General features: G+C 70.8%; 21 protein-coding genes. 13 read left to right on the forward strand and 8 right to left on the reverse strand.

Annotation, left to right across the window (positions count from 1 at the left end; translation table 11 throughout):
* Positions 1-549: 549 nt before the first annotated feature.
* The 4 genes from DLJ53_RS05035 to DLJ53_RS05050 all read right to left on the reverse strand — a co-directional run bounded on the left by DLJ53_RS05035 (position 550) and on the right by DLJ53_RS05050 (position 5,499).
* Positions 550-2,040 carry a lipopolysaccharide biosynthesis protein gene (locus DLJ53_RS05035; RefSeq protein ID WP_111342857.1) on the reverse strand — a complete coding sequence of 497 codons (1,491 nt, stop codon included), beginning with the start codon at positions 2,038-2,040 and terminating at the stop codon, positions 550-552.
* 69 nt (positions 2,041-2,109) lie between these two features.
* On the reverse strand, positions 2,110-3,354 hold the full coding sequence (locus DLJ53_RS05040; protein WP_111342859.1) for a polysaccharide pyruvyl transferase family protein: 1,245 nt from the start codon (positions 3,352-3,354) through the stop codon (positions 2,110-2,112).
* A complete protein-coding gene (locus DLJ53_RS05045; protein WP_111342860.1) occupies positions 3,351-4,451 on the reverse strand; it encodes a glycosyltransferase family protein in 1,101 nt (366 codons plus the stop codon). Before DLJ53_RS05045 ends, DLJ53_RS05040 begins: the two co-directional genes overlap by 4 nt.
* Positions 4,414-5,499, reverse strand: coding sequence for a glycosyltransferase (locus tag DLJ53_RS05050; RefSeq protein WP_111342862.1), 1,086 nt, complete (start codon positions 5,497-5,499; stop codon positions 4,414-4,416). The genes DLJ53_RS05045 and DLJ53_RS05050 overlap by 38 nt, the downstream gene beginning before the upstream one ends.
* A 144-nt stretch (positions 5,500-5,643) precedes the next feature.
* Here DLJ53_RS05050 and DLJ53_RS05055 point away from each other — a divergent pair, with 144 nt between their 5' ends.
* The 6 genes from DLJ53_RS05055 (at position 5,644) to DLJ53_RS05080 (ending at position 12,302) form a co-directional block, all read left to right on the forward strand.
* Positions 5,644-6,438, forward strand: coding sequence for a family 16 glycosylhydrolase (locus tag DLJ53_RS05055; protein ID WP_162408901.1), 795 nt, complete (start codon positions 5,644-5,646; stop codon positions 6,436-6,438).
* A 1-nt stretch (position 6,439) separates the two neighbouring features.
* Positions 6,440-7,753: an O-antigen ligase family protein gene (locus tag DLJ53_RS05060; protein WP_111342865.1), complete on the forward strand. Its 1,314-nt coding sequence runs from the start codon at positions 6,440-6,442 to the stop codon at positions 7,751-7,753.
* A 191-nt stretch (positions 7,754-7,944) separates the two neighbouring features.
* Positions 7,945-9,225: a Zn-dependent hydrolase gene (locus tag DLJ53_RS05065; RefSeq protein WP_162408903.1), complete on the forward strand. Its 1,281-nt coding sequence runs from the start codon at positions 7,945-7,947 to the stop codon at positions 9,223-9,225.
* A 209-nt stretch (positions 9,226-9,434) separates the two neighbouring features.
* Positions 9,435-10,133 carry a GntR family transcriptional regulator gene (locus DLJ53_RS05070; RefSeq protein WP_111342869.1) on the forward strand — a complete coding sequence of 233 codons (699 nt, stop codon included), beginning with the start codon at positions 9,435-9,437 and terminating at the stop codon, positions 10,131-10,133.
* A gap of 148 nt (positions 10,134-10,281) precedes the next feature.
* The gene (locus tag DLJ53_RS05075) at positions 10,282-11,178 is read left to right on the forward strand and encodes a polysaccharide deacetylase family protein (RefSeq protein ID WP_111342870.1); all 897 of its coding nucleotides are present in this window, start codon (positions 10,282-10,284) and stop codon (positions 11,176-11,178) included.
* A gap of 158 nt (positions 11,179-11,336) precedes the next feature.
* The gene (locus DLJ53_RS05080; RefSeq protein WP_111342872.1) at positions 11,337-12,302 is read left to right on the forward strand and encodes a GAF domain-containing protein; all 966 of its coding nucleotides are present in this window, start codon (positions 11,337-11,339) and stop codon (positions 12,300-12,302) included.
* Between the two features lie 271 nt (positions 12,303-12,573).
* On the opposite strand, the gene DLJ53_RS05085 is transcribed toward DLJ53_RS05080, so the two are convergent.
* The 4 genes from DLJ53_RS05085 to DLJ53_RS05100 form a co-directional block, all read right to left on the reverse strand.
* Positions 12,574-13,371 carry an FAD binding domain-containing protein gene (locus DLJ53_RS05085; protein ID WP_111342874.1) on the reverse strand — a complete coding sequence of 266 codons (798 nt, stop codon included), beginning with the start codon at positions 13,369-13,371 and terminating at the stop codon, positions 12,574-12,576.
* A 12-nt stretch (positions 13,372-13,383) separates the two neighbouring features.
* Positions 13,384-15,744, reverse strand: coding sequence for a xanthine dehydrogenase family protein molybdopterin-binding subunit (locus DLJ53_RS05090; protein ID WP_111342875.1), 2,361 nt, complete (start codon positions 15,742-15,744; stop codon positions 13,384-13,386).
* 16 nt (positions 15,745-15,760) lie between these two features.
* Positions 15,761-16,255, reverse strand: a complete 495-nt coding sequence (locus DLJ53_RS05095) for a (2Fe-2S)-binding protein (protein ID WP_111342877.1) — start codon at positions 16,253-16,255, stop codon at positions 15,761-15,763.
* 325 nt (positions 16,256-16,580) lie between these two features.
* Positions 16,581-17,633 carry a diaminopropionate ammonia-lyase gene (locus DLJ53_RS05100; protein ID WP_111342878.1) on the reverse strand — a complete coding sequence of 351 codons (1,053 nt, stop codon included), beginning with the start codon at positions 17,631-17,633 and terminating at the stop codon, positions 16,581-16,583.
* Between the two features lie 154 nt (positions 17,634-17,787).
* Between DLJ53_RS05100 and DLJ53_RS05105 the strand changes: the two genes are divergently transcribed.
* The 7 genes from DLJ53_RS05105 to DLJ53_RS05135 all read left to right on the forward strand — a co-directional run bounded on the left by DLJ53_RS05105 (position 17,788) and on the right by DLJ53_RS05135 (position 22,755).
* On the forward strand, positions 17,788-18,951 hold the full coding sequence (locus tag DLJ53_RS05105) for a M24 family metallopeptidase (RefSeq protein ID WP_111344101.1): 1,164 nt from the start codon (positions 17,788-17,790) through the stop codon (positions 18,949-18,951).
* A complete protein-coding gene (locus DLJ53_RS05110; protein WP_211100540.1) occupies positions 18,948-19,730 on the forward strand; it encodes a maleate cis-trans isomerase family protein in 783 nt (260 codons plus the stop codon). The genes DLJ53_RS05105 and DLJ53_RS05110 overlap by 4 nt, the downstream gene beginning before the upstream one ends.
* Positions 19,717-20,196 carry an Lrp/AsnC family transcriptional regulator gene (locus DLJ53_RS05115; RefSeq protein WP_111342880.1) on the forward strand — a complete coding sequence of 160 codons (480 nt, stop codon included), beginning with the start codon at positions 19,717-19,719 and terminating at the stop codon, positions 20,194-20,196. The genes DLJ53_RS05110 and DLJ53_RS05115 overlap by 14 nt, the downstream gene beginning before the upstream one ends.
* Before the next feature lie 67 nt (positions 20,197-20,263).
* On the forward strand, positions 20,264-20,821 hold the full coding sequence (gene pgsA, locus DLJ53_RS05120; protein WP_111342882.1) for a CDP-diacylglycerol--glycerol-3-phosphate 3-phosphatidyltransferase: 558 nt from the start codon (positions 20,264-20,266) through the stop codon (positions 20,819-20,821).
* Positions 20,811-21,062 (forward strand): molybdopterin converting factor subunit 1, encoded by a 252-nt coding sequence (moaD, locus tag DLJ53_RS05125; protein WP_111342883.1) that lies wholly within the window; start codon positions 20,811-20,813, stop codon positions 21,060-21,062. The genes pgsA and moaD overlap by 11 nt, the downstream gene beginning before the upstream one ends.
* 3 nt (positions 21,063-21,065) lie before the next feature.
* A complete protein-coding gene (locus DLJ53_RS05130; RefSeq protein WP_111342885.1) occupies positions 21,066-21,536 on the forward strand; it encodes a molybdenum cofactor biosynthesis protein MoaE in 471 nt (156 codons plus the stop codon).
* A 226-nt stretch (positions 21,537-21,762) separates the two neighbouring features.
* On the forward strand, positions 21,763-22,755 hold the full coding sequence (locus DLJ53_RS05135) for a tyrosine recombinase XerC (protein ID WP_111342886.1): 993 nt from the start codon (positions 21,763-21,765) through the stop codon (positions 22,753-22,755).
* Positions 22,756-22,760 lie beyond the last annotated feature (5 nt).

Below are 22,760 nucleotides of genomic sequence, written 5' to 3' on the forward strand. Positions count from 1 at the left end.
CCATGGCCCGGCGGCAGGTCCTCCGGGAGAACCGGCTCGTACGGCGATCGATATCGTCGTCACCGTGGTCCCGGCGATTGCCGACGCATTCGCCGAGGAGGGTGCAGTCCGCTTCGGAATGCGCCTGCATTTGTGCAGCCTACTCGTAATATTTATCCTCCGCTCCCAAATTCGATTGCATATATGCTGCACCTTAGCATGCCGCGTTGGCATGACGATGTTGAAGCTATGGCAATTGTAGGGAACGAATTTTCCGAATATTTCAGTCGGATCGTACATCGCGCGCTCGGGCCGATCGGCGAAATATAAAAGCCGCGAAGGGGCTTGTCCTGCGGCTGTAAGGTGTCCGATCGTGCGTGTCCGGGCCGATCCGGTGGACTTCGGGAACCGCGATGGTCCCTGACGGTCGCCGCCTCTGGCGGCGGCGCCCTCTGGTTGTGGATTTCGGTTTCCTGCAAAAGACCAGCGGGGCGCTGCCTTTTTGCCCTGTGGCGCAATCCGGCAGAGGGTTGCCGCGCGGCTCTCCGTCGTACCCGGCGGGCCCCTCCCTCAGGCGTCGGCCAGCGCGCCGCCGCGAACCGACTGGCCGCGGATCGCGTCCCTCAGCCGGGCCGCGACCTGGAGGAGGGTCCGCCGCGAGGAGGGAACGGCGAGGACCGCCACCAGCGCCAGCGCGTAGTTGAGAACCCCGGCGAGGGCGAGCGTCGCGATGGCGCCGTGCGCTCCGGTCTGGTCGGCGAGGAGCGGCAGCGCCAGCGCGCTCGCCCCCGCCGCGCCGCCGAGGAGGAGGACGATGCCGCCGAGGTCCATCGGGCGGACCGGACCGAGCCGGCCCACCACCAGGAGGAGGACCGGCAGGCGCAGCGCGTAGGCGCTCACCGCGTACGCCGCCGCGACACCCACGGCTCCCCAGTTGAGCCCGACGACGAAGGCCGCGACCGTCACCAGCGAGGTGTAGACGCCGAGGCGGAACATGATGTCCGTGCGCCCCTGGCAGATGAAGATCCAACCGTTCGTTCCCGTCACCGGCTGGACGAAGCTCGCGATGGCGAGCCAGGCGAAGATCGGCCCGACACCGGCCCATCCCGGCCCGAACAGGATCGAGATCGCCTCCTGCGAGCACATCGCCAGGGTCGCGATGCCCGGCATGATGACGAGGCCCAGCGTCCAGGTCACCTGCCGGTAGATCGCCCGGAAGCGCGCCTTGTCGTCGGAGATGCGGCTCAGCAGCGGGACCATCAGCCGGGAGAGCGGCTGGTTGATGTTCTGGATCGGGAATAGCATCAGCTTGTACGCCCGGTCGTAGAGGCCGAGCGCATCGAGGCCGATATAGCGGCCGATCAGCACGTTGTCGGCGTTGCGGGCGAAGAAGTTGACGAGGTTGAAGCCCGTCAGGTTGGCGCCGAATTTCAGGAGCGCGCCGTCGATGGCGCGTGGCGGCGCCGCCGGCCGGAAGGGCGCCGAGCTCCACACCACGGCGAGCCCGATCGCCGCCCCGGTGAGCGTCGCGACCACCAGCGCGTAGGAGCCGAGGCCTGCGAGCGCCCCGGCGACGGCGGCGAGGAAACCCGTCAGCGCGATGGCGAATTCGTAGATCGCGAGGACGCCGAACCGCAGCCGGCGCGATAGCAGCGCGATCGGCACCGTCCCGAGGCTGCCGATGAGGAGGGACGCGCTCGCCGTCCGCATCAGCCCGGAGATGCGCGCATCGTCGTAGAACACCGCCGCATATGGGGCGACGGCGAAGATGATCAGCATCGCCGCGAGGCCCACCCCGGCGCTGATCCAGAAGGCCTGGTTGAGGAGGGCCCGGTCGACCTCCTTGCGCTGCACGATGGCCTGCTGGAGCCCCAGGTTCTGGAAAAGGCCCATGAAGGCGAGGATCGGCGTGATGGCGGCGACGAGACCGAAGTCGGTCGGGTTGAGGAGGCGCGCCAGCACCACCACGGACCCCATGGTGATCGAGATCTTGCCGATCTGTGCGAGTCCGGTGAACGCACCGCCCTTCAGCGCGACCCGGCCCAGCGATCCACCGCTCATATCAACTCCATACTGACCCGGTTGGCACCCGCGGTGCCGGGGATGGCGCGACGCCGCCGCGGCACGGTCTCAGGCCGCGCGCTCCGTCACCGACGGCGCCACCGGAGCGGGCACGCCGGCCGCTGCGCCGTCGGGCGAGAAATTCGCGCGGGACATCGCCTTCACCGCCGGAAGCCGCGCCGCGAGCTTGGCGGCGAGACGCTCCCGCTCGGCGAGCTTGCCGATGACGCACCGCGCCAGGCCTTCCGGATCGGCGACGAGCGCCTCCGGGGCATGCAGGAGGTCCTCGTCGGCGAGGCCGACCAGATCGAACAGCCCCTCGAACTTGCCCTGGTAGCCGAAGCACAGCGCCGGCACGCCCGCGCCCATCGCCAGGATCGCCGCATGCATCCGGCTCGTGACGCCGAGGTCGCAGCCCGCCAGCACCGCCTTCACCCGCTGCGGATCGTCCGCCGGGATGAGGTGGGTGTGGGTGCGCTCCCCGTCCGTCAGGCGCGCCGCGATCCGCTCCAGGACCGCCTTGTCGGAATCGGTCTTGCGGGTGTCGTGCGGGACCATGACGACCGAGTGGCCCGCCGCGATCACCGCCTTCAGGAACGGGACGTGCGCGGCCTCGAAACCGCCGGTCTTGCGGGCGACGAGGAAGTTGGCCGTCAGCGCGACGATCTTGCGCCCGGCATCCCGCTCGCCGGCGATGAAGGCGAACGCCTCCGGCTCGCCCGCCTCGTCCCGCGGGCAGAGGAAGGCGAGGTCCGCGACCAGACCGATGGGGCGCTCGAGGTGGGCGGCCATCCGCGCCCGGGAGACCGGGTCGCGCGCGTGGATCGCCACCGACGGCGGCAGCTGCCGCAGCGCCGCGACGCAGACCGGGTTGGGCGCCTCGTTGAAGCTGGAGCCGAGAACCGTCGCCGCGCAGCCGCGCTGTGCCAGCGTCGAGAGGATCTTCAGGCGCCGGATCACGGAGTCCGGGTTGTAGATCCCGTCCAGGATGTCGGCGCCGATGAGGAAGGCGGCGCCGACCCGCCGCGTGCGCCACATGACGTCGAGGAAGGTGCGCCGGTCGCCGTCGAAGAGATAGGGGTCGGCGGGGACGTGGTCGTCGAAGCCGGAGAGCGGCGCCCATGTGTCGTCGGCGAGGAGGCAGACCTTGTAGCCCTGCTCGCGAAGCCGGTCGCGGGCGACGAGGGTCATCGCCGCGTCGCCGAGGCTGCCGTGGCCGGAGGCCGGTACGATCAGCGCCCAGCGCTCGCCCCGGGCGCCGGCAAGCGCGCCGACCCCGCGGGAGATCAGTCCGAGAGCGAGATCCTGCTTCATGCTCGATATCCTGACAGTTCGCTCAATGGCCGGCGCAGCAGCGTCGCGATGTAGCCGCTGATGTCGCGCCCGACCCGGTCCCACCCGAAGGCCGAGAGGTCGGCCGTGCCGAGGTCGCGCCCGGCGATCCGGGCGAGGAAGTCGTCGATGACCTCGGCGCGGATGGGGCCGTCGTAGAGGTGGACGAAGTCCGGCCCGACCATCTCCTGAAGCTCCGGCAGGCTGCCGAGGCGGGGGGCGAGGATCGGCCGGTTGCGGGCCAGCGCGTGGAGCGCGACGCCGCTGTTGAGGATCCCGGTGTAGGGCATCACCACCGCGTCGTGGGCGTCGATCAGCCGCTCCAGCTCCGCCGCGGGCATGAGCTGGTCGCGGATGTCGAGCGTCACGCGCGGCTCGCCGTCGGCCGCCGCGCGGATCTCCTCGACGAGGCCGTCCTCGAACGGCGTGCCCGCGACGGTGACCGCGAACGGCTCGGCCGTCACCCCGCGCGCCGCGCGGACCAGCCCCGCGACGTTCTTGTAGGCCCGGATCAGGCCGAACGTCAGCAGCCGCCCGGCACCCGCGGTGTGCGGGGTGGCGGGCACCTCCGTCTCGTCGTAGCGGCCGTGGACGGTGACCAGCGACCGCTTCCGGGCAAGCTGCGGGTAGAGCCGCTCGGCCTCCCGGCGGGAGTGGTCGGAGAGGTAGATCACGCCGTCGACGAGGCGCAGGAAGAGATGGCGGGTGAGCGTCGATTCCATGCTCCCGCCATCGTGCGGGGCGAGGTTGTGCGCCACCCAGATGAAGCGGGTTCCGCGCGCCCGGTCGGCCGCCATCTCGGCGAGGTAGCGCAGCGTCTGCTTGCGGCTCGTCGGGCGGAAGAATTCGGTCGGCCAGTGGAACACGACGACGTCGTAGGCGCGCCGGCCAAGCCCGTCCCACCCGAAGGGGACGCACTCGAACGCCGGGTCGATGTGGCCCGAGAAGGCGCCGGAGAACGCGTTGCCTTCCGCCGACAGCGGCTTGAGGGCGACGACGGGGCGCTTGCGCTCCGTGCGGGATCCGGTCCCGGCACCGACCTCAGGCTGCTTGGCGATCGAGAGTTGGCCTGCGGGCATCTTCGAGCACGCTGAGGAATGTTGCGAACTGATGGGCGGGGTCCATGGCGGGCCGGGCGGCGTGGCGCCGGGCGGCTTCGGAAAGCGCGGAGGCGGCGGTCCGGTCGGCCCACAACCGCTTCAGGGTGCCGACCCAGGCGTCGAGCGGGGCGTCGTAGTCGAGCGTGACGCCGCCGTCGCCGATCGCCTCGGGAAGGCCGCCGCGGGTCGAGCCGAGCACCGGGATGCCGCTGCACTGCGCCTCGGACGCGACGCGGCCCCACGCCTCCTCCCACCGGGAGGGCGCGAGGAGGATCGCGGTCCGGCCGTAGACCGACTTCATGTCGTCCGTGCGGCGGCGGAAGGTCACGTTCGGCAGCGGGTCGAGGGTCGCCCGGACCTTCGCCAGATGATCGTCGTCGAGCCGCCAGCTCTCGCAGAACTGGAACGGGATGTCGGGGCACGCGCGGGCGATCTCGACCGCCTTCTCGAAGCCCTTCTCCGGGTAGACGTTGATGAAGGTCACCACCTCGCGCGTCGTCTCGGTGGTGTACTTCGACGGGTCGATGGTCGGCGGGATCACCGTGCTGTCGATCCCGAACTCGGCCTTGTAGGCGCGCGCCGTGAACTCGGAATTGGCGATGTAGTGCGCGTCGGTCAACGTCCGCAGGTCGCCGCCGAGCTCGTGGTACTCGACGTTCCGCAGGTAGACCACCAGCGGGATGCCGAGCCGCTGCAGCGCCTCGCCGACGAGGGCGGCCTTGTGGCACTGCACCACGGCGACGTCCGGCCGGACCTGCCGCACGGCCGCGCCCGCGGCCTCCTGCCACGGGAACCACGCCCGCATGACCGGATAGCCGAGCGTCCTGTCGGTGACGATCGGCAGCGGCGAGAGCTTGAGCTTGAGGCGCTGCATGAAGCCGAAGGTCGACTGGCCGAACAGCGCCGCGAGGACACTGACGTCGTGTCCCGCCGCGGCGCATTGGCGCACGAGATGGTCCGTGCTCGACTGCACGCCGCCGCTCATTTCCGGCAGGTATCCGTTACCGCCTGCGAAGAGAATGTTCATGGCGTTCCCGGTGGCAACGCGGCCCGACGGCCGCACAGCGCTCAGCAGACGCTCCGGAGCCCCTCGGCGCATTATCAAATGTTGGCTCCCCCGGCCGGCCGAAGTGGCACCTTGGCGCCCGAACATCGACGAGGAGTATTGCGCGTGCGACGTTCGATCCTGATCACCACCCTGACCGGATTGTCGGCCGCCCTCTGGGCCGCCGCCGCAAGTCCTTCACATGCGGACGGTTTTTTCGACGACTTCGACAGGCTGGACGGCAAGCGCTGGTTCGTGTCCAACGGCTGGACCAACGGCGACCACCAGAACTGCATCTGGAAGAAGGCTGCCCTGCACGTGGCGGACGGCCAGCTCACCCTCACCCTGAAGCGCGAGCCGACGACCTCCGGCGACGGCAAGGCCGAGCGCGACTACAGCTGCGCCGAGCTCCAGACCCGCGAGGTGCACGGCTACGGCCTCTACGAGGCGCGCATCAAGGCGGCGGCGGGGAGCGGGCTCAACTCGGCCTTCTTCACCTTCATCGACAAGCCGGCCCATGACGAGATCGACGTCGAGATCCTCGGACGCGACATGTCCCGCTTCGACTCCAACTACTACACCGACGGGAAGGGCGAGAATCAGGAGAAGATCGCCGTCCCCTCCCCGGCCGACGAGACGATGACCGACTACGCCTTCGAATGGACCGAGGGACGCATCCGCTGGTACGTGAACGGCAAGCTGATGCGCGAAGTCGTCAGCGACGACGTGCCGGATGCGAAGCAGAAGGTCTTCTTCAGCCTCTGGAACGGGGCCAAGGGCATGTCCGGCTGGCTGGGACCGAGGGACGACACGATCGAGGAGCGCACCATGACGGTCGACCACGTCGGCTTCACGCCGATCGGCGAGCGCTGCCTGTTCCCCGGCTCGCTGAGCTGCTCCACCGAGTGGAGCGGCTGGTAACATGCGCCACCTTCCCATCGGACTGATCACGCGCCCGCCGGCGAACGGCCCGTACGCGGTCTTCGCGCTGACGGTCACGTACTTCGTGCTCGCGCACTCGGTCCAGTTCGGGAAGGTGTCGGTCCTGGGGCTCTACATGGTCTGGCTGCTGCCGGTCGTGGTGGAGCCGCGCATCCTGCTGCGGCACGTCTGGCCGATGCTGGGCGTGCTGGCGCTGACGGGGTTCATCTGCGTCTCGACGCTCTGGTCGGACGCGCCGTCGATCACGCTGCGCTCGGGGATCCAGTACGGGACGACGGTGTTCTGCGCCATCGTCGCGGCGCGGATCCTGTCGCCCTACAGCTTCGTCTACGGCACGCTCGTCGGCGTGTTCCTGATCCTCCTCTACTCGCTGGCGATCGGCCGGTACGACTTCGACATCGTCGACGGCACGTACCGTTTCGTCGGTGCGTTCGCGTCCAAGAACCAGCTCGGCTTCTTCTGCTGCCTCGGCATGGTGTTCGGGCTGGCCGGGCTGCTGCTGAAGGGCGTGTCCGTCCTGCACCGGGCATTCGCCGTGCTCGTCTTCGCCGTGGCGTCGGGGGTGCTCCTGAAGACCCACTCGGCGACGTCGCTCGCCACGGTCGTTCCCGTGCTCGGCGGCATCGTCGGGCTCTTCCTGGGCGGGCGGATCGCGCCGCGCGTCCGGCTGGTGCTGGTGCTCTTCGGCGTCCTCGGCCTCGTCATGCTGGTCACGGTGGCGCTCGCCGCGAACGGGGAGGCGATGTTCCTCGCCGCGTTCGGCAAGGACGCGACCCTGACCGGGCGCACGCTCCTCTGGGCCGAGGGGCTGCGCGAGGCGAGCCAGCGGCCATGGTTCGGCAGCGGGTACAACGCCTTCTGGCGGATCGGCAATCCGCTGGCGGAGTACCTGTGGGAGATCTTCTACATCACCGCCAAGTCGGGCTTCCATTTCCACAACACGTACATCCAGACCACCGTCGGCATCGGCCTCGTCGGCCTCGGGATCATGCTGGCGACGATGCTGGCGGGGCTGGCGCTCGCCGTCCGCGCGGCGCTCAGGCCGCGCGTGACGGCGGATGCGACGCTCGCGACGGCGCTCCTGGTGCTGCTGCTCCTGCGGTCGTTCGTCGAGATCGATATCCTGTATCCCTATACCGTCGGCGCCTTCCTCTTCACCTTCGCCATCCTGCGCCTCGCCTCGCCCCGGGCGGCGGTCGTGAACGCGCCCGCGCCCCGTCCGCTGCGGTTCGGCTACGGCGAACGGCGCACCGTCGCCGCCGCCCCACGCGCCCGGCCCCAGCCCGCCACCTGACGGTCCAGCCGGCGGGCGCCTCGGCGGCGAGGGCGTCGGCCCTTCCGGCGTTGCCCCGTCCACGCCTCGCCGAAACCGGCCGCTCGGCGGCGCGCGGGCGGGCTCGGCCGGGCACGCGCGAGGCCGCGGCCCCTTGCGCCGGGGGGCCAAGCGACGGCATGCCATCGTCCTGGCACGACGAGGAGCTTCCGATGAGCATGGACAACACCATCTGGCAGGACGCCGCGGCCCTCGGCGCGCGGCTCTTCGACGAGCTCCGCGAGATGTCGCTGGACCCGCCCGGCGTCACGCGGCCCGCCTTCTCGCGGCTCGAGGACGAGGCGCACGCCATCGCCGCCCGAGCCGCCCGCGCCATCGGCATGGAGATCCGGCACGACCGCTGCGGCAACCAGTACATGGTCTGGCCGGGCGCCGACCGCAGCCTGCCGCGCGTCATGGTCGGCTCGCACATGGACAGCGTCGCCCACGGCGGCAACTTCGACGGTGCGCTCGGCGTGGTCCTCGGCATCGCGGCGGCGACGGCGCTCCACGCCAGGGGCGTCCGCCCCGTCCGCGACCTCGTCGTCATGGCGATCCGCGCCGAGGAGCTGGTCTGGTTCCCGACGCCCTATTGCGGCAGCCGCATGGCCTTCGGCCTGCTGCCGGCGGACGAATACGAGAAGGTCAGGCGGTCCGACACCGGCCGATCCCTCGCCGAGCACATGCGCGACGGCGGCTGGGATCCGGACGCGCTCGCCGCCGGCGCCCGCGAGCTCGACCCCGCCACGCTCGCCGCCTACATCGAGCCGCACATCGAGCAGGGGCCGGTGCTGGACGCGGCGGGGGAGGCGATCGGCGTCGTCACCGGCATCCGCGGCAACCTGCGCTACCGCCACGGCGTCATCACCGGCGAGTGGGCCCATGCCGGCGCCGTCCCGCGCGACCATCGCCACGACGCCGTGCGCGCGGGTGCGGCCTTCGTCTCCGAGCTGGAGGCGATCTGGGACCGCTACGATGCCGCGGGCGAGGACTTCGTCGCCACCATCGGCGAGTTCTGGACCGACCCCGACATGCACGGGATGACGAAGGTCCCGGGCACCGTGCGCTTCACCATCGACATGCGCAGCCTCGACAACGACCTCCTCTGGCGCACCGACGCGATGCTGCGCGAGGCGGCGGCGGCCATCGGCGCGCGCTACGGCGTCACCGTCGACCTCGGCGAGGCGACGCACGCCGCCTCGGCGCTGATGGACCCGGCGCTGATGGACCGCCTCGCCGCCGAGGCGGAGCGTTGCGGCGTCCCCTACCGCCGGATGGCGTCCGGCGCGGGCCACGACTGTGCGACCTTCGCGGGCATGGGGGTGCCCAGCGCCATGCTGTTCCTGCGCAACCAGAACGGCAGTCACAATCCGGACGAGGCGATGCGGATGGAAGATTTCGTCGCCGCCCTGCCGGTCCTCGCCGGAACGCTGGAGGGACTTCTGACGGCCTGACACGCTTTGGCATGCCATTTGCTCGGATAATGGTGGCGTGCCTCGGGGTCCGAGGCGCCCGAAGGAAACCCGAGCGATGACGGCAGCCCGAGGCTGGGCCAATCAGGACGACGGAGCTGCCGGAGGCCGCGCAACGCCAAGTCATACTTTTGGCCGGACGCTGCACCAGAATGAGGCCGCTCGCTCCAATTCAACAGGCGATCCCACCCATGTCCGAGAACGCGGTCCCACCAAGCCAAGTGCCGGCCGAAGGCGTGCCGGCCGCCCAGCGCGTTCTCGAGGCTCTGCGTGAGCGGATCGTGCGCGGCGACCTCGGCCCCGGCGACCGCATCGTGGAGCGCGCCGTCTGCGCCGAGCTCGGCGTCTCGCGGACGCCCCTGCGCGAGGCGCTGAAGCTCCTCGAGATCGACGGCCTCGTCGACCTCAGCCAGAACCGCGGCGGCCGCGTCCGGCCCTTCACCGAGCAGGAGGCCAGGCAGCTCTTCGAGGTGCTGGCGGGGATCGAGAGCACCGCCGCCGAGCTCGCGACCGAGCGCGTCACTCCCGCCGGAATGGCAATGCTGGAGGCGCTGCACACCTCCATGCGCACGCACTACGAGACCGAAGACCTCGACAACTACTTCGCCCTCAACAGCCAGATCCATCAGGCCGTGATCGACTTCACCGGCAACGACGTGCTGAGGCGGCTCCACCTCAGCCTGATGCTGCGGGCCAAGCGGGGGCGCTACCTCGCGATCCTCGACAAGCGGCGCTGGGAGCAGGCGATGGCCGAACACGAGGACCTCATCGACGCCATCCGCCGCCGAAACGCCGCCGACGCCGGGCGCATCTGGCGTGGCCACCTCATCCACACCGGCCAGGCCGTCACGGGGGTCCTCATGCGCGAGGGCGCCGCTCCCGCCCCCTGAACGTACCACCACCGGACGCGACACCGACCGGATCCCGAGCCCTTGCGAACGGACGCCCTTGTGAACGGGCGCGCTCGTGAGGACACTTCACGCCGGCCGGCCCTGCCGTGCCGCCACCCACCTCGCCTGATCGCATCGGGGACATCGAATGAGCGAAGATCGACGCAATCTCATCGGCTACGGCGGCCGCCCGCCCCGGATCGCCTGGCCGAACGGTGCGAAGGTCGCCGTCTCGTTCGTGATCAACTTCGAGGAGGGCGGGGAGTTCTCCGTCGCCGACGGCGACGAGCGCAACGAGCTGGTGCACGAGGCGATCGACGACGTCGGCGCGCTGCCCGACCCCTGCACCGAAAGCCACTTCGGCTATGGCACGCGGGCCGCCTGGTGGCGCATCGCCGGGGTGTTCGACCGGTACGGCGCCAAGGCGACGGTCTCGTCGTGCGGCCGCGCGGCCGAGCGGTCGCCCTGGCTGGTGCAGGACGCGGTCGCGCGCGGGCACGAGGTGAGCTGCCACGGCTGGCGCTGGCAGCGCCATGCCGGCATGGACGAGGACGCCGAGCGCGAGGTAATCGCCCGGACCTACGACACCATCGCCGCCGCCTGCGGCGTGCCGCCGGTCGGGTGGCACACGCGCTCCGCGTCGTCGCTCAACACCCGCCGCCTTCTCGTCGATCACGGCGGCTTCCTCTACGACAGCGACGCCTACGACGACGATCTGCCCTATTTCGTCGAGGTCACGGGCCGCCGCCATCTCGTCCTGCCGTACGCGTTCGACACCAACGACATGCGCTTCCGCCCCGGCGGCGCCTTCGTCCATGGCGACGACTTCTCCCGCTACGTCCTCGCCGCGTACGACTGGCTCGTCGGCGAGGCGGACGAGGCGCCGCGGATGATGTCCGTCGGGCTGCACCTGCGGACCATCGGCCGGCCCGGCCGCATCGCGGGTCTCGAGACCATCCTGCGCACCATCTCGCAGAGCGGCACGGCGTGGATCGCCCGGCGCGACGCGATCGCCCGGCACTTCATCGAAGAGATGGAGGGGTAGGCGGCGGCCGGCGCCACCCCCTGCGGCGCTGCGACTTTCGTCGCATGTTGTGTTCCAGATTCAGGATGGCATGCTTGGCACCATAACCAGGCATGCCGTGGCGCCCGTGTGCGACCCGAACCGGCAGCGTCGGAGGCGATCGCACGAGGGAGGACGCCATGAAGCACGCGGACCGCGTGTGGGCCGCCGTGACGGCCAGCGATCACCATGCGGCTTACGCCTCCTCATGGCGCCGCTGCGTGACGGTTCACGGGCTCGATCCGGAGGTCGTGCGCCAGCCCCCGCGCCTCACCCACGTCGAGTTCCGCCGGGTCGTCGACCGGTCGGCCCCGTTGGTCAACGCGGCACGCGGCGAGCTGGACCGGCTCTTCTCGACGTTCGGTCACTGCGGCTGCTGCCTCGTCCTCACCGACGACAACGGCCTCGCGCTGGAGCGCCGCGGCCGTCCCGGCGACGACGACGACTTCGAGGCGCTGGGCCTTGCCGCCGGCTCGCTGTGGGACGAGGCGAGCGTCGGAACCAACGGCATCGGCACCGCGCTCGCCGAGACGCGTCCGGTCAGCATCTTCCGCGACCGGCACTTCCTCACCATGAACACCAAGCTGAGCTGCGCCACGGCGCCGATCGGCGACCATCGCGGCCGCATCGTCGGCGCGCTCGACATCTCCTCGGCGCGTGACGACATGTCCGCCGCCTTCCTCAGCGTCTATCTCCACGCCGCGCGCGAGGCGGCGGCGCAGATCGAGACGACGCTCTTCCGCAGTGCCTTCGCCGGCGCCCGCATCATCCTCGTCGCCGGCAGCGCGCCGCGCCACGGCCTCCTGGCGGTCGACCGCGACGACGTGGTGATCGGGGCGAGCGGCGCGGCCCGGCGTGCGCTGGGGATCGACGACGGCTGGATCACCGCAGGCCACCTCGCCTCCGACGTCCTCGACGGGGAGGAGGCGCCGGGCGACTTCGCCGCGGCGGAACGCCGCGCGCTGCGGGCCGCGCTGACGCGCTCGTCCGGCAACGTCTCGGCCGCCGCGCGCCACCTCGGCACCAGCCGCGCGACGCTCCACCGCAAGATGAAGCGCCTCGGCCTGAACCGTCACGGCGCCGAGGCCGTGGAGCCGGCCGCCTAGGGTCGAGGCCGGCTCACACGGTCGCTCCGCGGGAGCGCCATCCTGCCACCCGGGGGACGGGCGGCGCGCGTTCTGCGACATCGTCATTCAGGAAGGAACGCCCTGTCGGCGCGGAGCGAGCCGGGCGTGGGCATGTTCGGCGTGGTGTCCGGCAGCCGGAGCGCCGGACGGGTGGAGCGGCCGCCTGCCGATGTCGCTGCCGGCAGCGATCTTCGCCGGCAGCGGGGAGAGACGGAGGAGAGGGGGCGCGGACGCCCCCTTCCCGGAAGGCCTAGCCGGCCTTCGCGACCGCGCGGCCGGCGAGCACCGAGACGAGGTGCGCGCGGTACTCCGCCGAGCCGTGCATGTCCGACAGCATCGTCTCCGGGTCGATCCGGATCGACGTCACCGCGTCCGGCGACCAGTTGGAGGCGAGGGCGGCCTCCATCTCGGGCACACGGAAGACGCCGTTGTTGCCGGAGCCCGTCACCGCGACGCGCGGGCCGTCGGCGAGCTCCGCCACGAACACAGAGCACAGCGAGTAGCGCGAGGCCGGGTTGCGGAATTTCTCGTAGGCCGCCTTCTTCGGGATCTCGTACGAGATCTTGATGATGATCTCGTCGTCCTCGAGCGCGGTCTCGAAGATGCCCTGGAAGAAGTCGACCGCCTTGTGCTCGCCCTTCGTGGTGGTGAACACCGCGTCGAGCGCGATCGCCGCGGCCGGATAGTCGGCCGCCGGGTCGTTGTTGGCGAGCGAGCCGCCCATGGTGCCCATGTTGCGTACCGCCGGGTCGCCGATCGTCGCCGCGAGGCCGGAGAGGGACGGGACCGCGCCCTTCACGATCGCCGACATCGACACCTCGCTGTGCTTCGAGGCGGCGCCGATCACCAGGCGGTTGCCCTCGACCGCGATGCCCTTCAGCTCGGGGATCTTCGTGACGTCGATCAGCATCGTCGGCGCGGCGAGGCGCTGCTTCATCGTGGCGATCAGGGTCTGACCGCCGCCGAGGAACTTGGCCTCCTCGTCGGCCTTCAGCTTGGCGACGGCGTCGTCGAGGCTCGTCGCGGCGTAATAGGTCGTGTTGTACATCGCGTCGTCCTCTTACTCGGCTGCCATCGGCATCTTGGTGGACTGGATCGCCCGCCACACCTTCTCGGGCGTCGCCGGCATCTGCAGGTCGTTGGTGCCGATCGCGTCGGTGATCGCGTTGATCACCGCCGGCGGCGCGCCGATGGCCCCCGCCTCGCCGCAGCCCTTCACGCCGAGCGGGTTGTTGGGGTTCGGCACTTCCAGATGGTCGAGGCCGAAGGACGGCAGGTCGTCCGCCCGCGGCATCGCGTAGTCCATGTAGGAGGCCGTCAGGAGCTGGCCCTCGTCGTCGTAGACGCAGCCTTCCAGGAGCGCCTGGCCGATGCCCTGGGCGAGGCCGCCGTGCACCTGGCCCTCGACCACCATCGGGTTGATGATGATGCCGAAGTCGTCCACCGCCACGAAGTTCACGATGGTGGTGACGCCGGTGTTCGGGTCGACCTCGACCTCGCAGATGAACGTGCCGGCGGGGAAGGTGAAGTTCGCCGGGTCGTAGAACGAGGTCTCCTTGAGGCCCGGCTCCATGCCTTCGGGAAGGTTGTGCGCGGTGTAGGCCGCCAGACACACCTCGTGCCAGGCGAGCTTCTTGTCCGTGCCCGCGACCTTCAGCTCGCCGCCCTCGATCTCGATGTCGCCGGCGTCGGCCTCCATCAGGTGCGCGGCGATGAGCTTGGCCTTCGCCTCCACCTTGTCGAGCGCCTTGGCGATCGCGCCGCCGCCCACCGGGCCGGAGCGCGAGCCGTAGGTGCCCATGCCGAACTGCACCTTGTCCGTGTCGCCGTGGACGATGGACACGTTCGACATCGGCACGCCGAAGCGGTGCGCGACGATCTGCGCGTAGGTCGTCTCGTGGCTCTGGCCGTGGCTGTGGCAGCCGGACAGGACCTCGATGGTGCCGACCGGGTTCACTCGGATCTCGGCCGACTCCCAGAGGCCGACGCCGGCGCCGAGCGAGCCGACCGCCTGGCTCGGAGCGATGCCGCACGCCTCGATGTAGGACGAGAAGCCGATGCCGCGCAGCATGCCGCGCCGCTCCGACTCGGCCTTGCGCGCGGGATAGCCGTCGAAGTCGATGGCCGCGAGCGCCTTGTCCATCAGGCCGTGGAAGTCCGACGGGTCGTAGTTCATCAGCACCGGGGTCTGGTGCGGGAACTGGGTGATGAAGTTCTTCCGCCGCAGCTCGATCGGCGACATGCCGAACTGACGCGCCGCCGTCTCCATCGTCCGCTCGACGAGGAAGGTCGCCTCCGGGCGGCCGGCGCCGCGGTAGGCGTCCACCGGGGTGGTGTGGGAGTAGACCAGCTTCACGTTCGCGTAGATGTTCGGGATGTCGTACTGGCCCGACAGCAGCGTCGCGTAGAGGTAGGTCGGCGTCGCCGAGGAGAACAGCGACATGTAGGCGCCGAGGTTGGCGATCGTGTCGACCTTGAAGCCGGTGATCCTGTGGTCCGCGTCGAACGCCATCTTGGCCTTCGTCACGTGGTCACGGCCGTGGGCGTCGGTCATGAACGCCTCGGTGCGGTCCGCCGTCCACTTCACCGGGCGGCCGACGCGCTTGGCCGCGTAGCAGCAGGCGATCTCCTCCGGGTAGATGTAGATCTTGGAGCCGAAGCCGCCGCCGACGTCCGGCGCGATGACCCGCAGCTTGTGCTCGGGCGCGACGTTATAGAAGGCCGACAGCACCAGGCGCGCGACGTGCGGGTTCTGGCTGGTGGTCCAAAGCGTCGTGTGGTCCTCGGCGCGGTTGAATTGGGCGACGGCCGAGCGCGGCTCCATCGCGTTGGGCACAAGGCGGTTGTTGCGCAGGCTGATCTCGACCACGTGCGCGGCCGACGCGAAGGCGGCGTCCGTCGCCGCCTCGTCGCCGAGCTGCCAGTCGCAGATCATGTTGTCGTCCGCCGTCCCGGGGTGGACCACCGGGCCGGACGCGTAGTTGGCGAAGTCCGTCAGCGCCGGCTGCGGGTCGTACTCGACGTCGACCGCCTCGGCGGCGTCTTCGGCTTCGGCGCGGGTCTCGGCGATGACCATCGCCACCGGCTGGCCGACGTAGCGCACCGTTCCGGGGTCCATGACGTTGTAGGGCGCCATCTTCATCGGCGTCCCGTCCTTGGACTGGATCGCCCAGCCGCAGATGAGGTTGCCGATCCCCGCGTCGATGATGTCCTGGCCGACGATGACGTCGATGACGCCGGGCATCTCCTTCGCCGCACTGGGGTCGATCGAGACGACCTTGGCGTGCGCGTGCGGCGAGCGCACGAACACGGCGGCGCACATCTGCCGCTCGAACACGTCGTCGGTGTACTGGCCGGCGCCGGTGATGAATCGGCCGTCTTCCTTGCGCACGACGCGTGCGCCGATTCCTTCAGCTCCCATGGTGTCCTCCCGATGCTTATTCTGCGGCCAGCGACGTGGCGCCGGCCCGCATGTCTTCCGCGGCCGCGGCGATCGCCTTGACGATGTTGTGGTAGCCGGTGCAGCGGCAGATGTTGCCTTCGAGCTCCTTGCGGATCGTCGTCTCGTCGAGCCCTTCCGGGTGACGATTCACGATGTCGACGCCCATCATGATCATCCCGGGCGTGCAGAACCCGCATTGCAGGCCGTGGTGCGTGCGGAAGGCTTCCTGCATCGGGTGCAGCGTGTCGCCCTTCGCGAGGCCTTCGATGGTCGTGACGGAGCTGCCGCTCACCTGCGCGGCCAGCACCGTGCAGGACTTCACCGCGTTGCCGTCGATGTGCACGGTGCAGGCGCCGCACTGGCTGGTGTCGCAGCCGACATGCGTTCCTGTCAGCCCGAGCTCTTCGCGCAGCAACTCCACGAGGAGGGTTCTGTCGGAGACGGACTTGGAAATATTCCGTCCGTTCACCGTCAGCTTCACTTCACTCATTCGTCTCTCTCCCTGTCACGGACCTTGGCATGCCGGGCATGCGGCCTCGTTGTTGTGCCGGCGCCTTATGGGCGGTCGGCCAGGACACAGTGCTCCGAGACTGCGGTCAGCGCCCGGGGCTCAACAAGAGCCAATCGGTCAATTCCGCGTTCGAATTGGAACAGTGTTGAAACAGGTCGAGGGAAAATAGAAGCCCAGCCTATGGGCCGGGACGCCGAACGACGTCGTTCGGCCACGCGGAGAAGGTGGCCGAACGAAGGCGTTCGACCGTGTCGAGGAGGGACCGGGCGAAGGCGTCCGGCCCTGCCGGGGAGGGCCGGCGGCCCTACTGTCCCTCCGAGACCACGAGCAGCACCCGCGCCGTCTCGCCGAGGTCCGCGGCGCGGCCCGGTGCGAGGAGGGCGGCGAGGGGCGCGGCCCCGCTCGGGGTCGTCGCGAGTCCGGCATCGCGGTAGATGCCGGCGGCGTCGAGCGCCGCCGCGTCGGAGACGGTCACGAACACATCGGCGTCGCATCGCAGCGCCTCGAAGGCGATGAGCGACGCGTCCTTGCAGTCGAGCCGGCCCATGTTGGAGACCGGGCCCTCGGCCCGCACGAGCCGCCCCGCCGCGACGCTCTGCTGCAGGCACGGGGCCGCCTCCGGCTCCACCACGACGATCTGCGGCTGGACCGGCCATGTGGTCCGGATGTGGGCGGCGACGGCCGCCGCGAGGCCGCCGACACCCGCCTGCAGGAAGACATGCGTCGGCCAGACGCCGCCCTCGGCCAACTGCTCGCGGCACTCGCCCGCCAGCACCGTGTAGCCCTCCATCACCATCGCCGGCGGGTCGATGTAGCCGGGCCACGACCCGTCGGCGAGGAGGAGGTAGCCGCGCGCCTCCGCCGTCGCGGTGGCGGCGGCCACGCTGTCCTCGTAGTTGCCGGGAACGCGCATCACCTCGGCGCCGAGCGCACGGATCCGCTCCGCGAAGCTCTCGGCGACGTCGGCCGAAAGGACGATCACCGCGCGGGCGCCGAAGACACGCGCCCCGGCGGCGACCGACAGGCCGTGATTGCCCGCGCTCGCGGTGATGAACGTCATCGTGCCCGCCGCCTCCCGCGCGGGGGGCGACGTCACGTCGCTGGTGCCGGCGCGGTCGATGATCGTCTGCGCGACGGCGAACGCACCGCCGAGCGCCTTGAAGCTGCCGAGGCCCATCCGCCCGGTCTCGTCCTTCACCCACACCGCCGCGACCCCGGCGGCGTCCGCGACGGCCGGAACCTCGCGCAGGGGCGTCGGCATATAGGCCGGGCACGCCGCGAGCAGCCGCAGCGGCCGCTCCGGGGAGGGGGTGAAGAGGTAGTCCGGCCGGGCGGCGGTGTGTGCGGTCGTGATCATTTTTGCATTATGGGCATCATCTGCGAGAAAAGGTCGCCATGACTGGCGGTTGTGGGACGATATTTCTCGGCATCTGTCGCCATGATGCGCGGACATGGTCATCGTGCTGCGGCTCAATGGGGCGACTGTCATGGACCGGGCGAGGAACCCGCGTATGGACCACACCTTCGGCGAGGCCGAGTTCGCGGCCCGCACCGCCCGCATTCAGGCCGCGATGGCGCGGGAGGGGCTCGCCGCCCTGCTGCTGACGGCCGAGCACGACGTGCGCTACGTCACCGGCTACCTCACCCGCTTCTGGGAGAGCCCGACGCGGCCGTGGTTCGTGGTGCTTCCCGCCTCCGGCAAGCCCATCGCCGTGATCCCGACCATCGGCGAGGCGTTGATGCGCACCACCTGGGTCGACGACATCCGCACCTGGCCGTCGCCCCGGCCGGACGACGACGGCGTCTCCCTCCTCGCCGACACGCTGGCCGCGGTCTGCGGCCCGGACGGCGCGCTCGGCGTGCCGATGGGGCCGGAGTGCACGCTGCGCATGCCCCTGCGCGACTTCGAGGCGGTGCGCGCCCGCCTCGCCCCACGCCGCGTCCGCGACGCCACGGCGCTCCTCCAGGGGGTGCAGATGGTGAAGTCGCCCGCCGAGATCGGACGGATCGCCGCGATGTGCGAGGCCGCCGGCCGGGCATTCGACCGCGTGCCGGAGATCGCCGCCGAGGGCGTGCCGCTGTCGACCGTCTTCCGCCGCTTCCAGATCGCGCTCCTGGAGGAGGGGGCGGACTGGGTGCCCTACGTCGCCGGCGGCGCGGGGGCGGACGGCTATGCCGACGTCATCTCCCCCGCCACCGAGGAGCCGCTCGCCCATGGCGACCTCCTGATGCTCGACACCGGCGCCATGCGGGCCGGCTATTTCTGCGACTTCGACCGCAACTTCGCGGTCTGCAGCGCGAGCGCCGCGATGAGATCCGGCTACCACCTCCTGCACGACGCCGTGGAGGCGGGCTTTGCGGCGGCCCGGCCGGGGGCCGCGGCGGCCGACGTCTTCGAGGCGATGCTGCGCGTCGTCGCCCGGGCGGGCGACGCCGGTTCGGTCGGGCGGCTCGGCCACGGGCTGGGGATGCGCCTCACCGAGCCGCCGTCCCTCACCGCCGCCGACACGACGGCGCTGGCGCCCGGCATGGTCATCACCCTCGAGCCGGGGCTGCAGCTGGCGCCCGGTCGCATGATGGTGCACGAGGAGAACATCGTCATCGAGCCCGCCGGTCCCCGCTACCTCACCCGCCGCGCCCCCGCCGAGCTGCCGGTGCTCGAGGGGCGGCCGTGACGGTGTTCCCGTTCAGCGTCGGCCCGCCGCTCGGTGACCGGGCCAACCTCGGCCTCGTCGTGCTGCGCACCGACGAGACCATCGAGAGCGACTTCCGCCGCCTCGTCGCCGAGCCGGGCGTCGCGGTCTACACCGCCCGGATCCCGTGCGAGACCGAGGTGACGCCGGAGGCGCTCGCCCGCATGAAGGCCGCGCTCCCCGCTGCGGCCGCGCTGCTCCCCTGGTCGATGACCTATGACGTCGTCGCCTACGCCTGCACCTCCGCGTCGACCGTGATCGGCTCGGACGCCGTCGCCGCCGCCGTGCGGGAGGGGGTCGGAACGCGCCACGTGACGGACCCGCTCGCGGCCGTGAAGGCCGCCTGCGATGCGCTCGGCGTCCGGCGGCTGGGGTTCCTGTCGCCCTACGTCGCCCCGGTGTCGGCCTCCATGCGCGCCGCGCTGGAGGCGTACGGGCTTCGCGTCGCCGCCTTCGGGACCTTCGCGGAGGAGAGCGACGAGCGGATCGCCCGCATCGAGGGCGCGTCCATCGTCGCCGCCGTGGAACGGATCGCCGCCGAAGCGCCGTGCGACGCGATCTTCGCGTCCTGCACGAACCTGCGTGCCGCGGCCGAGATCGAGGGGCTGGAGGCGCGCCTCGGGGTGCCGGTCCTCGCCTCCAACCAGGCGCTCGCCTGGCACATGATGCAGCTCGCCGGGGTCCCCACCGGCCACATCCGGGGCGGCTGCCTCATGCGCTGCGCCCTCCCACCGGAGGCGCCACGCGATGCAGGTCACTGACACGGACCGGACGATCCTGCGGATGCTCCAGGCGAACGCCCGCGAGCGGCTGGAGGCGATCGCCTACGAGACCGGCCTCTCCGTCGCCACCGTCCAGCGGCGGGTCCGCGCCCTGCGCGAGGCGGGCGTGATCGCCCGGGACACAGCCGTCGTCGCGCCCGAGAAGCTCGGCTACGCCATGACCTTCCTGGTGCTGGTGGAGCTGGAGCGGGAGCGTATCGACCAGCTCGACGCCTTCCGCCGCAAGGTCCGCGACGAGCCACAGGTCCAGCAGTGCTACTACATCACCGGCGACGCGGACTTCGCGCTCATCGCCCTCGCGCGCGACATGGACGACTACCAGCGCCTCACCGAGCGCCTCTTCTTCGACGACAGCAACGTGAAGCGCTTCCGCACCTCGGTCGTCATGGACCGCAGCAAGGTCGGCATCGACGTGCCGATCGCCGGGCCGGACGCCCCGTGCTAGGCAACCGGTCGCAATCGCGAAGCGTTGGCCCCTTGGATCGAACCTCCCACTTGGCCTAAACAGCACCATGAATTTACCGACCATCCTGACGTCGTTCCGTTGCCTCGCCGTGCTCGCGATCGCGGTGGTGCTGGTCTGGCCCTTCGGCGAGCACCGCGTGCTGGCGCTGATCCTGTTCGTGGTCGCCGCCGCGACCGACTGGCTCGACGGCTACCTGGCGCGCGCGCTCAACCAGATCACTTCCTTCGGCCGGATGCTCGATTCCATCGCCGACAAGATGCTGGTCAGCGTCACCCTGCTGATGCTCTGCGCCGAAGGGTCGATCACCGGCCTCCACGCCCTCGCCGCGGCGCTCATCCTGACGCGCGAGACGGCGATCGCCGGGCTGCGCGAGCATCTGGCGAGCCAGGAGGTGGTGGTTCCGGCCTCGATGCTGGCCAAATGGAAGACCACGGTTCAGCTCGTTGCATTAGCGGTCCTTATCGCTGCGCCGATAATGCCCTTCCCGGTTATTGCGAAGTCGGCCGGACTCGCCATCTTGTGGGTCGCGATGGTCATGACGGTGGTCAGCGGCGCCCAGTATGTCTGGGGCACGCGCCACAACTGGGGGAGTCATGAAGGTTAAGTACTTCGCTTGGGTGCGTGAGCGGATCGGCGTGCCGGAAGAAGAGATCGTTCTGCCGGAGAACGTGTCGACCGCGGGCGACCTCATCCTGTGGCTGAAGGGCCGCGGCGACGGCTACGCCTACGCGCTGGAGCAGGACCGCTTCATCCGCGTCGCCGTGGACCAGCGCCACGTCACCCACGATGCGCCCGTCTCCGGCGCCCGAGAGGTCGCGCTGTTCCCGCCGATGACCGGCGGCTGAGCGATGCGCACCCACGTCACCATCCTCGACGAGGTGCTCGACCCGAAGGCGTGGTTCACCGAGATCGAGGTCTCGGAGGACACCGGCGCCGTCGCCGCCTTCGTCGGCAAGTGCCGCGGCGAGAAGGGCCGGCTCAAGGCGCTGGAGCTGGAGCACTATCCCGGCATGGCCGAGGCCGAGATCGGCCGCATCATGGAAGCCGCCCACGCCCGGTGGGAGCTCTTCGACCTCTTCGTCGTGCACCGGACCGGGATCGTTCCGGTGGGCGAGCCGATCGTCCTCGTCGCGGCGGGCTCGGTCCACCGCGACGCTGCCTTCGACGCGGTGCGCTTCGTGATGGATTTCCTCAAGACCGACGCGCCCTTCTGGAAGCGCGAGCACCTCGTCGACGGCACCGTCGGGGAATGGATCGACGCCAAGGAGTCCGACGACAACGCCCGCGAGCGCTGGGCCGAGGCGCCGGCCACCGCCTGATCGGCCGTGGCGGCGCGGGGACGCCGACGCGTGCGGAGACGCCGTGGGGCTCCGGCCTCGCCGGGGAACAGGGACAGGCTCGGAAGAACCGGCACCGGGTCCCCGCCTTGCCTTCAGCGGGGCGGAGGGACCGCCGTGCCCCGACGGCGAGGCGGAAGATCGCGACCGCGCCATTTTTAGGGGTCGCGCTCGAACTTTCGCAACCTGGCGCGCATATGATGGCGCGATGTCGACGCCCGCAAAGTCTCCGAAAACCGCTGCCGCCTCGCGCCGGGCCCGCCGGGCCCCGGCCGTCGCCGTGGACCTCGGGCTCGCGGGCGATCCGCAGCTCCTCGCGATCCGCGCGTCCTGGCTCGAGGGCCTGACCGCCGAGCGCGGCCTCTCGCCCAATACCGCCGAAGCGTACGAGCACGACACCCGCGCCTACCTGATCTTCCTGACCGAACACCTCGGCGGCCCCGTCGACCTCGCCGCCCTCTCGGCCCTCACGCCGGCGGACGTGCGCGCCTTCCTCGCCGAGCGCCGCCGCGCGGGACTGTCGCCACGCTCGATGGCCCGCGCCCTCGCCGCCGTGCGCACGATGATGAACCACCTGGAACGGCACCACGGCGTCAACGCCGCCGCCGTGCGTGCCGTCTCCGCACCGTCAAAACCGCGCGGGCTGCCGAGGCCGGTCCCGGTCACCGAGGCGCTCGCCATGCTCGAGGGCGGGTCGGACTGGGTGAGCCTCCGCGACGCCGCCGTCCTCGCCCTGCTTTACGGTTGCGGCCTGCGCGTCGGCGAGGCGACCGGGCTCGACGTCGCCGACGTCGGCGATCCCCTGCTGCGCCTCAGGATCCGAGGCAAGGGCGGCAAGGAGCGGGACGTCCCCGTCGTCGCCCGCGTCGCCGCCATCGTCGGCGCCTACCGCGAGGCGGTGCCGTTCGCGCTCGACGACGGGCCGTTCTTCCGCGGCGAAAAGGGCGGGCGCCTGTCGCCGCGGATCGTCCAGCGCGCGGTGGAACAGTGGCGCTACGCGCTGGGTTTGCCCGACAGCGCGACGCCGCATGCCCTGCGGCACGCCTTCGCGACGCACATCCTCGCCCAGGGCGGGGACCTGCGCGCGATCCAGGCGCTGCTCGGCCACGCGCGCCTCTCCACCACCCAGGTCTACACCGCCGTCGACGACCGCGCGCTGCTGAAGGCCTGGCGCGACGCCCACCCGCGCGCCGCCGGCTGAGGACA

The organism is Acuticoccus sediminis (assembly GCF_003258595.1).
In the GTDB taxonomy this organism is placed as follows: domain Bacteria; phylum Pseudomonadota; class Alphaproteobacteria; order Rhizobiales; family Amorphaceae; genus Acuticoccus; species Acuticoccus sediminis.

Excerpts from the sequence above, each read along its gene's own strand:
- DLJ53_RS05035 (WP_111342857.1), bottom strand. The coding sequence starts at position 2,040 with ATGAGCGGTGGATCGCTGGGCCGGGTCGCGCTGAAGGGCGGTGCGTTC.
- DLJ53_RS05040 (WP_111342859.1), bottom strand. The coding sequence starts at position 3,354 with ATGAAGCAGGATCTCGCTCTCGGACTGATCTCCCGCGGGGTCGGCGCG.
- DLJ53_RS05045 (WP_111342860.1), bottom strand. The coding sequence starts at position 4,451 with ATGCCCGCAGGCCAACTCTCGATCGCCAAGCAGCCTGAGGTCGGTGCC.
- DLJ53_RS05050 (WP_111342862.1), bottom strand. The coding sequence starts at position 5,499 with ATGAACATTCTCTTCGCAGGCGGTAACGGATACCTGCCGGAAATGAGC.
- DLJ53_RS05060 (WP_111342865.1), top strand. The coding sequence starts at position 6,440 with ATGCGCCACCTTCCCATCGGACTGATCACGCGCCCGCCGGCGAACGGC.
- DLJ53_RS05065 (WP_162408903.1), top strand. The coding sequence starts at position 7,945 with ATGAGCATGGACAACACCATCTGGCAGGACGCCGCGGCCCTCGGCGCG.
- DLJ53_RS05070 (WP_111342869.1), top strand. The coding sequence starts at position 9,435 with ATGTCCGAGAACGCGGTCCCACCAAGCCAAGTGCCGGCCGAAGGCGTG.
- DLJ53_RS05075 (WP_111342870.1), top strand. The coding sequence starts at position 10,282 with ATGAGCGAAGATCGACGCAATCTCATCGGCTACGGCGGCCGCCCGCCC.
- DLJ53_RS05080 (WP_111342872.1), top strand. The coding sequence starts at position 11,337 with ATGAAGCACGCGGACCGCGTGTGGGCCGCCGTGACGGCCAGCGATCAC.
- DLJ53_RS05085 (WP_111342874.1), bottom strand. The coding sequence starts at position 13,371 with ATGTACAACACGACCTATTACGCCGCGACGAGCCTCGACGACGCCGTC.
- DLJ53_RS05090 (WP_111342875.1), bottom strand. The coding sequence starts at position 15,744 with ATGGGAGCTGAAGGAATCGGCGCACGCGTCGTGCGCAAGGAAGACGGC.
- DLJ53_RS05095 (WP_111342877.1), bottom strand. The coding sequence starts at position 16,255 with ATGAGTGAAGTGAAGCTGACGGTGAACGGACGGAATATTTCCAAGTCC.
- DLJ53_RS05100 (WP_111342878.1), bottom strand. The coding sequence starts at position 17,633 with ATGATCACGACCGCACACACCGCCGCCCGGCCGGACTACCTCTTCACC.
- DLJ53_RS05105 (WP_111344101.1), top strand. The coding sequence starts at position 17,788 with ATGGACCACACCTTCGGCGAGGCCGAGTTCGCGGCCCGCACCGCCCGC.
- DLJ53_RS05115 (WP_111342880.1), top strand. The coding sequence starts at position 19,717 with ATGCAGGTCACTGACACGGACCGGACGATCCTGCGGATGCTCCAGGCG.
- pgsA (WP_111342882.1), top strand. The coding sequence starts at position 20,264 with ATGAATTTACCGACCATCCTGACGTCGTTCCGTTGCCTCGCCGTGCTC.
- moaD (WP_111342883.1), top strand. The coding sequence starts at position 20,811 with ATGAAGGTTAAGTACTTCGCTTGGGTGCGTGAGCGGATCGGCGTGCCG.
- DLJ53_RS05130 (WP_111342885.1), top strand. The coding sequence starts at position 21,066 with ATGCGCACCCACGTCACCATCCTCGACGAGGTGCTCGACCCGAAGGCG.
- DLJ53_RS05135 (WP_111342886.1), top strand. The coding sequence starts at position 21,763 with ATGTCGACGCCCGCAAAGTCTCCGAAAACCGCTGCCGCCTCGCGCCGG.